The 14,478-nt window shown below is 63.6% G+C and carries 13 protein-coding genes; 1 reads left to right on the forward strand and 12 read right to left on the reverse strand.

The features are described 5' to 3' along the window. Positions 1 to 12: 12 nt before the first annotated feature. From AB870_RS11535 to AB870_RS11575, 9 genes are all read right to left on the reverse strand, one after another. Positions 13 to 1,422, reverse strand: coding sequence for an amino acid permease (locus AB870_RS11535; protein WP_047908097.1), 1,410 nt, complete (start codon positions 1,420 to 1,422; stop codon positions 13 to 15). Between the two features lie 50 nt (positions 1,423 to 1,472). Next, positions 1,473 to 2,840, reverse strand: coding sequence for a porin (locus AB870_RS11540; RefSeq protein ID WP_084663597.1), 1,368 nt, complete (start codon positions 2,838 to 2,840; stop codon positions 1,473 to 1,475). Between the two features lie 6 nt (positions 2,841 to 2,846). Continuing rightward, entirely contained in the window at positions 2,847 to 3,752 is a 906-nt protein-coding gene (locus AB870_RS11545; RefSeq protein WP_047908098.1) for a dihydrodipicolinate synthase family protein, read from the reverse strand. A gap of 93 nt (positions 3,753 to 3,845) precedes the next feature. After that, the gene (locus AB870_RS11550; protein WP_047908099.1) at positions 3,846 to 4,802 is read right to left on the reverse strand and encodes an alpha/beta hydrolase; all 957 of its coding nucleotides are present in this window, start codon (positions 4,800 to 4,802) and stop codon (positions 3,846 to 3,848) included. Next, positions 4,802 to 5,563 carry an ABC transporter ATP-binding protein gene (locus AB870_RS11555; RefSeq protein WP_197683867.1) on the reverse strand — a complete coding sequence of 254 codons (762 nt, stop codon included), beginning with the start codon at positions 5,561 to 5,563 and terminating at the stop codon, positions 4,802 to 4,804. The genes AB870_RS11550 and AB870_RS11555 overlap by 1 nt, the downstream gene beginning before the upstream one ends. 137 nt (positions 5,564 to 5,700) lie before the next feature. Further along, positions 5,701 to 6,444: an ABC transporter permease gene (locus AB870_RS11560; RefSeq protein ID WP_053059695.1), complete on the reverse strand. Its 744-nt coding sequence runs from the start codon at positions 6,442 to 6,444 to the stop codon at positions 5,701 to 5,703. Positions 6,445 to 6,512: 68 nt separating this feature from the next. After that, complete coding sequence (locus AB870_RS11565; protein ID WP_047909132.1) at positions 6,513 to 7,070, reverse strand: VOC family protein; 558 nt, start codon at positions 7,068 to 7,070, stop codon at positions 6,513 to 6,515. A gap of 74 nt (positions 7,071 to 7,144) precedes the next feature. After that, positions 7,145 to 8,230 (reverse strand): ABC transporter substrate-binding protein, encoded by a 1,086-nt coding sequence (locus tag AB870_RS11570; RefSeq protein WP_084663599.1) that lies wholly within the window; start codon positions 8,228 to 8,230, stop codon positions 7,145 to 7,147. Positions 8,231 to 8,267: 37 nt separating this feature from the next. Further along, positions 8,268 to 9,224: a fumarylacetoacetate hydrolase family protein gene (locus AB870_RS11575; RefSeq protein ID WP_047908102.1), complete on the reverse strand. Its 957-nt coding sequence runs from the start codon at positions 9,222 to 9,224 to the stop codon at positions 8,268 to 8,270. A gap of 158 nt (positions 9,225 to 9,382) precedes the next feature. On the opposite strand from AB870_RS11575, the gene AB870_RS11580 reads away from it, so the two are divergent. Continuing rightward, on the forward strand, positions 9,383 to 10,387 hold the full coding sequence (locus AB870_RS11580; RefSeq protein ID WP_047904833.1) for a 2-hydroxyacid dehydrogenase: 1,005 nt from the start codon (positions 9,383 to 9,385) through the stop codon (positions 10,385 to 10,387). Between the two features lie 138 nt (positions 10,388 to 10,525). Here the strand turns inward: AB870_RS11580 and AB870_RS11585 are convergent, their stop codons facing one another. The 3 genes from AB870_RS11585 to AB870_RS11595 form a co-directional block, all read right to left on the reverse strand. After that, complete coding sequence (locus AB870_RS11585; protein WP_047908100.1) at positions 10,526 to 12,358, reverse strand: LVIVD repeat-containing protein; 1,833 nt, start codon at positions 12,356 to 12,358, stop codon at positions 10,526 to 10,528. A 104-nt stretch (positions 12,359 to 12,462) separates the two neighbouring features. Beyond that, a complete protein-coding gene (locus tag AB870_RS11590; protein WP_047908101.1) occupies positions 12,463 to 13,512 on the reverse strand; it encodes a porin in 1,050 nt (349 codons plus the stop codon). Positions 13,513 to 13,777: 265 nt separating this feature from the next. Continuing rightward, entirely contained in the window at positions 13,778 to 14,245 is a 468-nt protein-coding gene (locus AB870_RS11595; protein WP_047904834.1) for a VOC family protein, read from the reverse strand. Positions 14,246 to 14,478 lie beyond the last annotated feature (233 nt).

The following is a 14,478-nucleotide window of genomic DNA, read 5'->3' on the forward strand; positions in this document are numbered from 1 at the left end:
CGGGCGCTCGCGTCAGTTGCCCTGCCCGCGCGCCGGGACAGCGACCTGCGCGTCGCGCCGGCGGTACCACACCGCGTAGACGACAGACAGCGCGACCACGAACGGCACGCCGTAGACCAGCGTCATGCGGAACTCGCTCGTGAAATACGTCGTAACGAGCGTTGCCACCATCAGCAACGCGCCGGCCAGACTCGCGTAGGGATAGCCCCACATGCGAAACGTCAGCGACGTGGCGTCGTGCGCACGGCGGAAATACAGATGCGTGACGAAAATCATCAGCCACGTGAACATCGCGCCGAACATCGAGACGGACATCATCAGCGTGAACGATGCCTGCGGCGCCATCACATTGAGCGCAACGGCCAGTGCGATACCGATGGTCGAGAGCATGAGCGCCGGGACCGGCACGCCATTGCGGCTGAGTTCGCCAAAACGGCGCGGCGCATAACCCGCACGCGAGAGCGAGAACATCATGCGCGTGGTGATGTAGAGCTGGCTGTTCATGGCCGAGAGCGCCGCCACCAGAATCACCAGGTTGATGACGCCCGCCGCGCCTGGAATATGCGTTGCGGCCATCACCTTCACGAACGGGCTGCCGTCTTCCCCCGCCGCGTTCCACGGGACAATGGCAAGCGTGAGCGCCAACGTCAGCAGATAGAAGAACACCAGACGGAACATCGTCGCGCGGAACGCCCGGGTAATCGCGCGCTGCGGGTCCTGTGCCTCGCCCGCGGCCACGGCGATCATCTCGATGCTCAGATAGCTGAAGATCGATACGATCACGGCGACCCACATGCCCCATGCGCCCTTGGGAAAGAAGCCGCCGTGCGCCGTGTAGTTCGCCACACCGACCCCGCTTTGCGGCGGCGCGCGGAAAACGATGTACGCGCCGAGGATGAGAAAGGCGACGATAGCCGCGATCTTGAGCATCGAGAACGCATACTCGACCGCGCCGAAGACCTTCACGCTTGCCGCATTCACGGCGATGAGCCCTGCCGAGAAGCCCACGATCCAGTACCACCCCGGCACGGCCGGGAACCAGTATTTCATGTAGACGGCAATGGCCGTGACTTCGGTGCCCACGGCGAACACGATCGACGACCAGTAGCCGTAGCGCACCAGAAACCCCGCCAGCGGGCCGATGTAGTGCTCGGCATAGGCGCCGAACGATCCGGAGGTCGGGTGCGCGACCGTCATCTCCGCAAGACACCCCATCAGCAGCAGCGCGATCGCCCCCCCGATGGCGTAACTCAGCAGCACGCTCGGGCCCGCAAAACCGATGGCGAACGCGCTACCCAGAAACAGGCCGGTGCCGATGGCCCCGCCAATGGCGATCATCGATAACTGTGCGCTGCTCAACCCTCGGTGCAGCCCTTTTTCTCGCTCGACAATGCTGCCGAAGCCCGGTTGTGTCGTACTCAAGATCGTCTCCTGTGAATCTGAAGTATGGGGAATTCGTGGTTAATTCGTATTCAAAAGGTATGTTCGATACCGATGCCCGCGCCGCGGTAGTGCACGCCCGGCGGGGCATTGCCACCCGCAAAGTTGGGACGCGGCGAAAAGCCATAGCTGCCCCACGCCCGGTTGATGACCTGGTAGTAGGCGACGTACACGTCGGTCCGTCTGGAAAAGTCGTAGCGATACCCGAGGTTGAGTTGGGTGGCGCCGAGATCGTCGGCATTGCACACCGCGCCGCCAGCGCGCGAGCACGTGCCATTCATCGCGTAGCCGCCGCCCAACCAGACGGAATGCCGCCCGCCGCCGAAGAAGTGCTGCACCATCGCGTAGAACGCGTCGCGTCGATAGCGGTTGAGATTGCCCGTCGTGCCGTCGTCGGTGCGATAGGCCAACCGGTCCCAGCCCACGACCCATTTCGTCTGTGCGTAGGTGAAGACGATGAGGACCTTGTGAGCATCGTCGGTCGAGCCGGTAGCGCGCGAACCGGCGTTCGACGGATTCGCGCTTGCCGGTGCGCCCAGCCACGCCAGGCCGAAATAGTCCTTGTGCAACTCGTAGGCATAGCGCACGCGCAGCGGGCCGCTCACGTACTCCAGTCCCGCGCCGAAAATCTGCGGCGAAATCTCGCCTGCCGGGGTGCCGACCCTGCCGTTCGAGAGCGAGTACGAGAAGCGCAATTGCAGCCCTGCCCACTCGGGTGTCCAGTATTGCAGCGTGTTGCCCTGACGCCGGTTGAACGTGGCGTCCGACGCGTTGTTGACCCGCCCTGACTGCGTCGTGGTGTTCGGTACGTTAAAGCCCGGATTGCTCAGGATCGTGCTCAGGTCGCCCGTGTAGGGGTTGCGCACGGGAGAGCCAACGGAAAGCGTCGACCACTGATACGGCGTATCCCAGTTGCCAAGAAACGCCGTGCCGAACGGTCCCTTCAGGCCGACATTCGAATTGCGCCCACCGATGGAACCGGTGGCCTTGCCGTCGATTGAGACCGGGGTCTCGATCTGCCAGATGGCGGCATAGCCATCGCCAAGATCCTCCTTGCCGCGCATGCCGAAATACGAAATGCTCGAGAGCATGCGCGTGCCGCTCATCGCCGGGGCGTCGATCGCGCCCGCGGGCGCCTGCGCCGGACGCGGTGCCGATGCCGGCGTCTGACGCCCGCTTACACTGACCCAGTCCGTCATCGGCGTGAGGTGTCCGTAGATTTGGACTTGCGCCTGAGATAACTCGCAAGCGCCCATGCCGAACGCCATCGCCGGCAGGGCACCCGGCGTGCACGCGCGGGCGCGCGCCGTCCAGTGAGCGCCATCCCCCCCACGACGCTCAAGGCGCTCAGGGTGAGCACCTCGCCGGCGAGACGTCAGATACCGCAACGCGCCGCGCATCGTGGATCAACCCGGCAACGTGAAGCCACAAGCGGCCAGCTGCGCATGCAGCTGCTCGTGCTGCTCGTCCGAGAGCCGCGAAAGCGGCGCACGTACCTGCGCCCACGCCGCGTCGTCGCGATGCGACGCCAGCACGGCCTTGAGCGCCGGGATCATCGGGAACGACTGGACGATGCTGCGAACGGCATCGGCCTGCGCCTGAAGCGCCGCGCCGGTGTCGTCCGCCCACTCGCGGCACAAGCGTGCAATGACCTCCGGATTGATGTTGACCGTCGCGGAAATGCAGCCCTTCGCGCCTCTGGCCGATGCACGCGTGATCAGCGACTCCGACGCGGGAAAAATACCGAAACCGGGAAAGGCGTCGAGCATCGCGCTGAGGTTTTGCCAGTCGCCCGAGCTGTCCTTGATGCCGGCGACAGTGCGGGGGAAGTCGCGAATCAGGCGTTCGATGACGGGCAACGTGATCGGCACGCCCGAGAGCGCGGGAATGTGATACAGGTACAGCCGCAAACGCGCGTCGCCGACCTGTTCGATAACACGTGCGTAATAGTCATACAGACCGTCGTCGGAGATGCCTTTGTAGAAGAACGGCGGCAACATCAGTACGCCGGCGCATCCGTGCGCTACGGCATGACGCGTGAGCGTCACCGTCTCCGGCAGCGAACAGCAGCCCGTACCGGGCAGCATGCGCCGCGTATCGAGCCCGTTGTCGACCAGCAGGTCGAGTAACGCCATACGCTCGGCCAGTCCAAGCGAATTCGCTTCGCTGTTGGTGCCGAACGGCGCCAGACCCACGCCGTGCGAGAGCAACCATGCGCAATGCGAGACAAAACGGGGGGCATCCGGCGTCAGATCCGCCTGAAACGGCGTGACGACGGGCGCAAACGCCCCGGTCAATTCGTGATCGACCATGACAGTTCCTAGTAGGGAGAAAGAGAGGTTCGTCGCGACCCGCGCCGGGCACTCATCGCACGCGCTCGGCGCTTCAGGCAGACGCGGCCCCGATCAGGGCGATGGGTTGAGTTCGTGCAGGAATTGCAGGATTTCGCGGCCGAGCGAGTCGTCGCCGGTGTCGATGTGGGCCACGATGGAGGTGTGGTTGTGATCGCGCACCTGGACGAAGCGCTGCGCACGCGCGTCGCGCACGGACAACCGGTGGCAGAACTCCAACGCATAGGTATCGAGATGGGGATTCTCGAACTCCGCGACGACGGTCATCACCGGAACGGGCATCGCCTCGGCATGTGCCATCGGCGCATCCGACGCGTAACGCGCCGGGTCCTCGCCGTAGTACGCCACCACCCCTGGAGCGTTCGGATTGTCCGGCAGCACGTCGGCACGCAGCCGCGCGCTGATGAGGACAGCGCCAGCCACCTCAGGCGTTGCCGGTCGTACACGCGGATCGCAGAGATAACTCGCAACGTGCGATCCGCCGGCCGAGTGCCCGATCAGCAACACGCGCGACAGGTCCGCGCCGCCCTCGCCCGCATGCGCGTCGAGATTCGCGCGAATCCAGGCCATGGCCAGTGCGATGTCCTGCGCGCCGCCGGGAAACGGGGCCTCGGGCGCGAGACGATATTCCACGTTCACGGCAATGCAGCCATGACGTGCGAAATACCGCGGCACGTTGCCGTAGATCTGCGTGTTGGCGTTCCGGTCGCCTCGCACGAAGCCGCCGCCATGTACGAACACGACCACCGGGGCCCGACCGCGCGCCGCGCCCGCTCCGGGCGTTGGCCGATAGACGTCGAGCCGGTGGCGGGCATGCGGGCCGTACGCCAGATCGCACTCCACGGCGAAGCCATCGGCCGGCGCCCTGGCCAGCAGCGGCGTATAGACGTCGAGCACGGCGCGCCGGCCCGCGGCAATATCCTCCACCCAGCGCGGACCGAGCCCGCGCATCAGGCCGCGTGCGGCCAGCCAATCGATCGGCGCCGGTGTGGCCAACGTTTGCCCGTCCATCAATACACTCCCATCAACTGCGAGAGCTGCGCAATGTACCCGGCGTAGCGCGGGTGCTGCTTGATCGTCTGCGGCGAGCGCGGACGCGGCAGATCGATCGCCACCTCCTGCTCGACCTTGCCCGGACGCGCCGACATCACGATCACACGATCCGACAGGAACACCGCCTCCTCGATGCTGTGCGTGACGAGCAACACCGTTTGCCGGTGCTCCTGCCAGATGCGCAGCAATTCGACGTTCAGGTTGTCGCGCGTGAGCGCGTCGAGTGCCCCGAACGGTTCGTCCATCAGCAGCACCTTCGGTTCGAGCGCAAGAATCTGGCCGATCGACGCGCGCTGACGCATCCCGCCGGACAACTCATGCGGATGGTGATCCGCGAATTGTGCAAGCCCCAGCATTTCGAGCAGCGCCGCGACGCGCGGCTCGCTCTTCTCTTTCGGAATCTTGCGAAGCTGGGTGCCGAGCATCAGGTTCTGCCGCACGGTGAGCCACGGCAGCATGTTGCTCGACTGAAAGACGACGCCGATCTCCGGCAAGGGCTGCGATACGCGCTGGCCGCCCACGCGCACTTCGCCGCCGTCGTGCGGCACGAGTCCCGCGACGATACGCAGCAACGTGCTCTTGCCGCAACCGCTCGCGCCGAGTATCGACACGAATTCCCGGTCCGCAACGGACAACGAGACATCCTCGAGAATCCTGACAGGCGCGGCCTTGCGTTGCCTGGCTGCGAAGGCCTTGTCGACATGACGCACTTCGATCATGGTGTCGGCTGGCGGCGCGGACGCGGCCGGGGCGCCGGAGGGCGACGCTGTCGCGGCGCGCGTGCCATGAAGGGGCGTCACGGCGTTCGGCTTCGCGTCGGTCATGTGGGTCATGTTCGTGATGTGGGTGACGCCGTTCATACGTTGATCCCCCGCCACCAGACGAAGCGCGCGAGGCGCTCGATGACCCAATACAGCACCACGGCAAGCAGCGTCACCATCAGAATGGCGGCGAACATGACGTCGGTGCGAGCGGCAGCCGACGCGAACACGATCAGGTGTCCAAGCCCTTCTTCCGAACCGATGAACTCGCCGACGATGGCCCCGATCACCGCGAGCGGCATCGCGATTTTCAGACCGTCGGCGAATGCCGGCAGCGCCGCCGGCAGATACAGACGCCAGAAGGTGTCCCACGGGCTCGCCCCGAGCGCGCGGAAGTGCTCGTCGAGATTGCGCGCCACGCAGGCGAGTCCGCCCATCGTCGCCACCACCACGGGGAAGAAGGCAAACAGGAACGTGGATGCCAGTTTCGAGGCGAAGCCATACCCGAACCACACGATCATGAGAGGCGCGAGCGCGATCTTCGGCATGCTTTGCAGCGCAGTGACGAGCGGATACAGCGTGCGACGCGCAAACGCGCTGTAGCTGATGACCACGCCGATCACGAGGCCGCCCAGCACGGCCGCAACGAAGCCCGTCAACACTTCGACGGTCGTCACCCAGGTATCCGTGAGCATCTGCGGATGCACTTCCCATGCCGCGCGAAAGATGCCCGACGGGGGCGGCATCAGGTACGACTGCACCTTGAAATACGTCACGGCCATTTCCCACAGGGCGAGCAATACGCCCCAGAACACGATCGTCTGTGCGATGCGTTTCATTCGAATGTCTCCTCCGGTTGCCGATTCTGCGATCGGCCATGGGGCCTGTTGGCCCATTGACGAGCGCGCTATGCCTTGCCGCCCGACTTCTCCTTGACCATGCCCGGCGGCGGCGGCACGACGAAGCGCTCGAACCGGAACCGGTCGAAGCTCTCGATGTTGCGCTCCCAGACCTTTGCCTCGTACGGATGCTCGGCGTCGATCTGCGTCATCTCGCAATACAGTTCGACGTTGTTGCCGTCGGGATCCTTGAACACGAGGAAGTAGTTCGCACCGGGACCGTGGCGGCCGATGCCGCGCACGATCTCGACGTCATGCGCACGCAGCACCGCCACGGCGTTCTCCATCTCCTCCACGCTATCGACCAGATACGAAAAATGCTCCATGCCCGGCCGGCTGTAGCGCGGCAGGTCGTCGATGTCGGGCGAGTTTTTCGGGATTTGCGAGAGCGCCAGATCGTGGTGGTCGCTGCCCGCGCGCAAAAACACCATCTGATCGTCGATCCAGTCGGAGACCGTGAGGCCGAGCACTTCGGTGTAGAACCTCACCGACTTCTGAATATCACGCACGACCAGCACGAGGTGTCCGAGTCGTTTCGGGTTGAGCCGGGGTTTGGGGCTTGTCATCTGCACTCCTTGCATTGCATCGGTTCGGGTCCGTTTCCGTTCGACCGGGAGCCCGTTCGGCACGGGTTCGCCGCTCACTCGACGAACTGGTTGGTATAGATGTCGGTCGCTTTGAGCGTGGGCGCCAGATGGAAAGCCTCGCGCACGAATCTGGCGGTGGCCTCCATGCGCGGCACCGGCAGCCAGCCCGGCTTGTGTCCCTTCGTCTCGCGATCCCCCTCCAACGCGCCGATCTGACGGATCTGTTCGACCATGACCTGCTTGTCGAGCATGGGGTATTGCGAGGCAATCACGCCCGCCGACGCCTCCGGGTTATCGCGCATCCACGCATAGCCGCGATAGGTCGCCTGCACGAAGCGGCGCACCACGTCGGGCTTTTGCTCGATCATCTTTTCCGTGGTGACAATGCCGTTGCCGACCATGTCCAGACCGAAGTCGCGATACCGCAACGATCCGATCTCGCGCCCCTGCTTCGCGGCCAGCGACTTGAGCACGGGAAGATTCGCGCCTTCCCAGCATTCGGTAAGATCGACGCGTCCTTGCAGGAACGACGGATTGATCGTCGACGGATCGAGGCGCAGCAGCTTGATCGACGTCGGCGGCAGACCGTTGGCTTGCAGCCAGGCGGGTACGATGTTCTGCAACGGCGACGCGCCACCGCCGCCCATCGACATCCCCTTGAGGTCGGCCGGCCCGGCGATCTTTCGCCCGGGCTTGGCCAGATAGCAGATCGCGCCGGGCCATACGGTGTTGATCGAGCCGACCATCTTCGTCTTGCCGCCCTGCGCGCGGTTGAGCATCACGCTGATCGGATCGCCGTAGCCGAACTCGAACAGCCCCTGATCGACTTCGTTGACCGTGCGCTGCCCCCCGTGACCGACGATGGCCGAGACCTCCAGCCCCGCCTCGCGGTAGTATCCCTTGTTGATCGCGACGAGCACGCCGCCAGTGCTGCCCTGCGGCAGCCACGAGAGGTTGAACTTCACCTTCTCCTGGGCGGCGACAGGGCTCGCCCACAACGCCATCGCACCGATGGTGCCGACGGCGCCGGCCCATACACCGGCCCATACACCGGCCCATACACCGGCCCATACACCGGCACATACACCGGCATATACGCGCGCCGCCCACCGGCGTCTGGTCCACTGCCACTGCTGCATTGCTGTCTCCTTCCGGCCGCCCCATGAGCGGCCCTTGTTATTTGCGCTGTGCCACGACACGGTTCTCGATGGCGCCAATGCCTTCGATGCCCGCCACCATCACGTCACCCGCCTTGAGATACACGCCGCGTCCCATACCGACGCCCGTCGGCGTGCCCGTGGCGATCAGGTCGCCGGGCTTGAGCGTCAGAATGTCGGACAGGTAGGCGATCTGCTCTGCAATGTTGAAGATCATTCCTGCCGTCGTGTCGTTCTGCATCGTTTCGCCGTTCACAGACAGCGTCATGCGCAGATTCTGGGGGTCGCGAATGACGTCGCGCGGCACAAACCACGGCCCCAGAGGAGCGAAGGTATCGAAACTCTTGCCGCGAAACCAGTCGTGCGTGAACGGATAGTCGGTGCGGCGGTTCAGATCCCGGGCGCTCACGTCGTTGATGACGGTGTAGCCCGCGATCCACTCATGCGCCTGCGCGGCCGGAATATGGCGCCCGGGACGGCCGATCACCACGGCCAGCTCGACCTCCCAGTCCACGCGCTCGGCATTCGGCGGAAGCACGACGTCCGTGCCGCTCGCCGTCACGCTCGTCTCCGCTTTCATGAAGATGTATGGCGAGCTTTCGCTGCGCGGCGCGAGTTTGGTGCCCATTTCCGCCGCGTGCTCGTAAAAGTTGGATGCCGTCGCAAAAATCCGTCCCGGCTGATACGGCACGCACAGCCGATACTCGCCGCTGACCAACGCGCCGACCCTGGCCGGCACGCCCGCTTCGATGGCGCGGCGCACCGCCGCACAAACCGCCTCGCCGTGGACGTACCAGTCCGATAGCAGCGCCGTTAAATCCCGTGATGCCGTGACACCGTCCTCGGCCCCGGCGCCCATGTGATCGAGAACGGCCTCCAGATCGTACAGACGTCCGTGTTGCACCAGCGCCGTGCGACGTGCCGCGACCGCGCCCGGGACCAACGATTCATAAGTTGCGATTCCAAACCAGCTCACGCCTATCTCCTTGTCTTCCCTCGGGGAACCGATGTCGCGTCCGCGCATCGGCTGTCTTTTTGATTGCTATGTTCAAACACAATACATAGCATATGTATACATAGCAACAGATTTGTATTTTATTTTTTAATCCATCCGAACGAGGCGATTAACCTTCGATGAACTCCGTGAATTCCAGGAACGGCACACCCTTGCCGCTCGATCTGCTCAATCTCATTGCGCTCGAACCGCTCGCCCGTGCGCAGTTGTTCGCCGCTGGCCTGCGGCTTCACGACGTCGACGCGGCGGACCTGCGCCTCGACATGCCCGGCATGTCCGACATCGCCAGGCGCATTCGGGTCGTGCTCACCAATGGCACCACCGGTCTGAGCGCCGCACAGATGGATGCGCTGCCGCAGCTCGGGCTCGTGTGCGCCTTCGGCGCCGGGTACGAGCGCATCGACGTAGCCGCGGCGGCCAGGCGCGGTATCGCCGTCGCGCATGCACCCAACACGAACGGCGAAACCGTGGCCGATCACGCGCTGGCGCTGATGCTCGCGGTATCGCGCGGGCTCATCACGCTCGATCGCGCCGTCAAAGCCGGAGGCTGGGCGAAACATCGCGCGCCGCGCCCGACACTGCACGGCGCACGGCTCGGAGTCGTCGGCCTGGGCAACATCGGTCACGCTATTGCGATGCGCGCCGAGGGCTTCGGGATGTCCGTCGGTTATCACGCACGCACCGTTCGCCCCGGGTGCCGCTGGCAACACTTCCACACCATCGGCGAACTGGCCGATGCGAGTGACTTCCTCGTACTCGCGTGCCCCGGCGGTCCCGCGACACGGCATCTCGTCAATGCCGAGGTGCTGGCGCGACTCGGGGCCTCCGGATTTCTCGTGAACGTGGCGCGCGGCAGCGTCGTCGACACGTCGGCCCTGATCGAAGCGTTGTGCGACGGCGTCATCGCCGGTGCGGCACTCGACGTTTTCGAGGACGAACCGACGGTGCCTTCGGCACTGCGCATGCTGGAAAACGTGGTGCTCACGCCTCACGTCTCTGGCCGCTCGCCTGCCGCGTTGCAGGCACAGGTCGACTTGCTGCTGGCCAATGTCCGCGCGTATCTGGCAGGCGCGCCGTTGCCGGCTGCCGTCAACGCCACGGCACATCGCAAAGCGCAGGAATAAAAAGGAAGCGGGCAACCGGGAGACCATCGGAGGTTGCCCGCTTCAACACTTCACGCTTTGGAGGCCCTGTGAAGTCGTTCGCAAGGACCGTGGGACGCGCTCGGCCTTATTACCTGGGTGCCTACGTGCCCACGCGATTTACCGTGCCGGCCAGGGCTTCGCCGGCGCCCCCATCACCGGCTCGCCCAGCAGCGGGCTCGACAGTGCGTAGGCACCGTTCTCGGTGAAAGCCCACATGATGTTGCGGTCGTATTCGGTGTACATCGCAAATACGCCCTTGCCCAGCGTGTAGACCGGCAGTTCCGTCTCGTCCGCCAGCCCCGGCACGAAATAGCCGGCGATGCGCGGTTTGGCGGGGTCCTTTACATCGAAGATCTGCACGCCGGCGTTGTAGTACGAATACGGCACGATGCCCTGACGCCAGGTCCCGGGCTGACCGATCGAATTCGAACGTTTCGGGCCGTAATTGCCGCCGCGCTGACAGAAGCTCGTGAACGGGGCGCCTTGCGGGATTTCCGGCTCCGGCAGCTTGGCCGCGACCTTCATCTTCGCGGGATTGCGGGCGTCGACGACGAAGATGTCCTTGAACGGCTCGTAGCAATCGCGGTTCATCGGATAGCCGCTGGTGAATACATAGCCTGTGCGCTCGTACTGGCTCACGTCGGCGTTGTCGTACTCCGTGCCCGCGAAGCTCGGTGCCGTATTCACATTGCCCATCACCTTCGGATGCGCCGGATCGGACAGATCGAACGACCACAGTCCCAGACCTCCCATTGCGCCGAAGCCCACCTTGCCGCCCTGTTCCAGCGGCTTGGGCAGGAAGATCGGCATGCGCGAGCCCATCCACGACGTGCGATTGCCCGCGCGCGGATTTTGCAGATAGGCCTGCTCGTGTTCAGGGTCGCCGAGAATCTGACCCGGCACCGAGATCTGCGAGACGAACTTCGGATTGGCGGGGTCCGACATGTCCCATATCTGATAGCCCGGCGAGTAGAGATAGTTCGGGTATTCGGTGAGCGCGTAGCTGTCGTCCGGTGCGGACGAGAGAATCATGTACTTGCCGCCGTAGAACTCGGGGGAGTCGAGCGAGCCCGAACCCTGTTGCTGGCCGACCGGGGCGTCCGGATGCCGGTAGTCGGTCGTGCGCGTGGCGATCAGCTTCCAGTCGGACGGCAGCGGGCCGTCCATGACGAACACCTTGAAGCCTTTGAGCGAGTTGTAATTGCGTTGCGCAGCGACCTTGTCCGGCTGCTTCGACTTGTCGCGCATCAGGCCGTAGCGGCCGATCTCGAACGACGCGACGAGGATGGGCTTGCCGAGCTTCTTGTTCCACACGATGGTGGCGCCGCCGAGGTAGTCCTGAACGTTGTCGGCGTCGAACTTCTCGCTCGATCCTTTCGGGCCCCACACACCGCCCTTCGAATACACGACTTTGCCGTTTGCGGGATCGGTCACGTCCATGATGCGCAGATAGTCGCGATCGTGGATGTACAGATAGCGCTTGCCGTTGAAGTCCGCAATGTTGTTCCACGCGTGAAATGGCGAGTCGACGCCGGGGTAGAACGCGAGCACCTTCACGTTCTTCGCATAGCTCTTCTTATCCCAGGACGTCAGCTCGCCGGGGAAGCGCTGTCCGGTATGGACTTCGGGAGTAGCCTTCGGCCAGATGAACTTGCCGGTGGCCGGGTCCATGCCATAGTCGACGCCGGGCTTGAGCGGCCTGGGTTCGCGCTCCGGCGTGAGACGCAGCCATCCGGCCAGATACGGATCCTTGATGAGCGTGGGGTTCGGTGCGCCGGGTGTGCCCGAGGACTGTGCGTCGACCGGCGCCGCCTGCGCTGCCTGCGCCCCCTGCGCGCTGTCGGGCGCCGAGGCGTGAGCCGCAAGCGTCGTCAGCGTGGCGCATGTGGCGAGGGCGGCGAGGGCGGCGGTTGCCGTCAAAGGAACGCCCAGGGTGTTCTTGCGAAACATGTCTTCCTCCTTCGTCTCAAAAGTCTTCTCGCCAGCGCGGGACTCCCGCGCTCACCGACGCTGGCGGTGTGATGCGGTAAAACGGAATCGCCACAATGGCAGGCTCAGAATGCGTGACGAATTCCCAACTGCACGCCCGACGGGTTTTGCGAGCCCGTCGGCGTGACCTGGAACGTCACCGGGTAATGGACGAGCGTGTCGTTGCTGTGCTGAACACGGGCGTAAGTGGCATAAAGCGTGGTGCGTTTGGACAGGCCGTACATGTAGCCGACGACGAAACCGTTTGCGTTCGAAAGCGCCTTGTTGTCGTCGTCCTGACGGTGGACGAAGCTCGCGTAGAAGCGATGACGGTCCGTCAGCGCATAACGCACACCGGCCTGAATGTCCCAACCGCGCACGTTGAATGCAACGTACGGGGGATAGGCGTAGTAGCCGTTGTACGTGTGATAGATCAAGGTCGGCTCTACGCTGCCGAACTTGTACGTTGCAGAAAAGTAGTTGTCGCGCGAGGACCGGATCTGACTGGCCGAGTAGATATCGCGCGTGTATTGCAATTCGCTGACCGCACCCAGAAAGAGGTTGCCGCCGCGGTATTCGAGCGCGGCGGAGTAGAAGCGTCCCGCGCGGGTGCCGTCGCCCAGACCGGTGGTGGCCATGAAGCGCGCATTCAGGCCGTACCAGCTTGGCGTCTTGTACTGAATGGCGTTATCGACGCGATACGACGCGTAGAAGAACTCCATGTTATTGACCATACTGAAATCGGCCGCCCAGCTCGGATCGGCGTACCCCGCGATCCAGTACGACGGCGTGAACTGACGCCCCAGCGACAGATCGCCCCACGGGCCTTTGATCCCCACAAACGACTGGCGCGCTTGCGCCGATTGCACGCCATTCGTGGCGGTAAACATCGGTTCATAGGTGAAGAATGCGCGGTTGCCGCCGCCGAGTTCTTCATAACCGCTCAGATTGAAGCGAGAGTTGTTCAGCCCGCCGCTGGACATTCTCGTGACCTTGCCGCCGTTCGCCCCCGACCCCCACAACTGCTCGAGATTCAGATCGATGAAACCCGAGAGCGACACCCCCCCGGAAGATTGCGCATACGCACCGCCCTGCATTGCACCCAGCAGCAATGCACACAACACTCGCTTCTTCATGCTGTCTCCTGATATTTCTCGTTTTAATCGCGGCGCCCCCTCGTCATTCGCCAGGATGTCTGCCGCTTGCCCGTTGTATGTATACAATCTTTGCAATAATTATACATATCAAGGAAATTGAATTTCTACTGCTATTTTTTTATACAAACAGGCTATTTTGTTATAGCGGGTTACCCCTGATGCCCCCCGTGTATCGTGGCCGCCGCCGGCACGAGCCGACCGGCGGGGTACTGGCGCAGGAACGACGGCGAATGTGCCGCGGCGATCAGAGGCCGGTGCGATCGGCTTGCAGGCCTTCGTGACGAAGCTTGGGCGCGTTGTCGGCACCGGTGCCGTCTTTCGATGCGCCGCCCCACCCGTGCGCCGTCACGTCGAAGATCACGCCGTTCGGATCGAAGAACTTCACCTCATAGAAGATGTTGCTCTTCACCGGCACTTCGCCCATGTAGTAGCGCCCTCCCGCCTGTTCGATCTTCGCGCGCGCGGCTTCGACGTCTTCCACCCAGATCCCGATGTGATGCAGGCCGACGAACTCGCGTCCACGCTCGCCGGCCGCTTCGTCGTTCTTATAGTTCAAGAGCGCGAGATTGATGACGCCATCCGAGAGATACACGCCCCGGGCGAGCGAAGAGTCCGTCTCCCCGACCTTCCTGAAGTCGAATGCCTGCATGTAGAACTCGGCCGCCTTCCACGGATCGGGAACGGAAAGCGCGATATGACGCAGTTTGGCCATGGTGTATGTCTCCTTCCAATTGAGGTAGTAAGCCCCGCCGGCAACGGCCGGCGACTGGCTTATGTATACTATCTCAGCAGTTTGCATTCAAAAACGTATTTTTGAATGCACATATCTCCCAATCCGTTGTGAACACCCGCCAGATCTTGTCCTGTATGGCGTCCGGACGGGAACAGACGCAAAAAATACTCGTATAATCCGCATGTATACAATTCAGTCAAAACGACGCATCC

Origin of the sequence: Pandoraea faecigallinarum, assembly GCF_001029105.3 — a bacterium.
GTDB classification, from domain to species: Bacteria; Pseudomonadota; Gammaproteobacteria; order Burkholderiales; family Burkholderiaceae; genus Pandoraea; species Pandoraea faecigallinarum.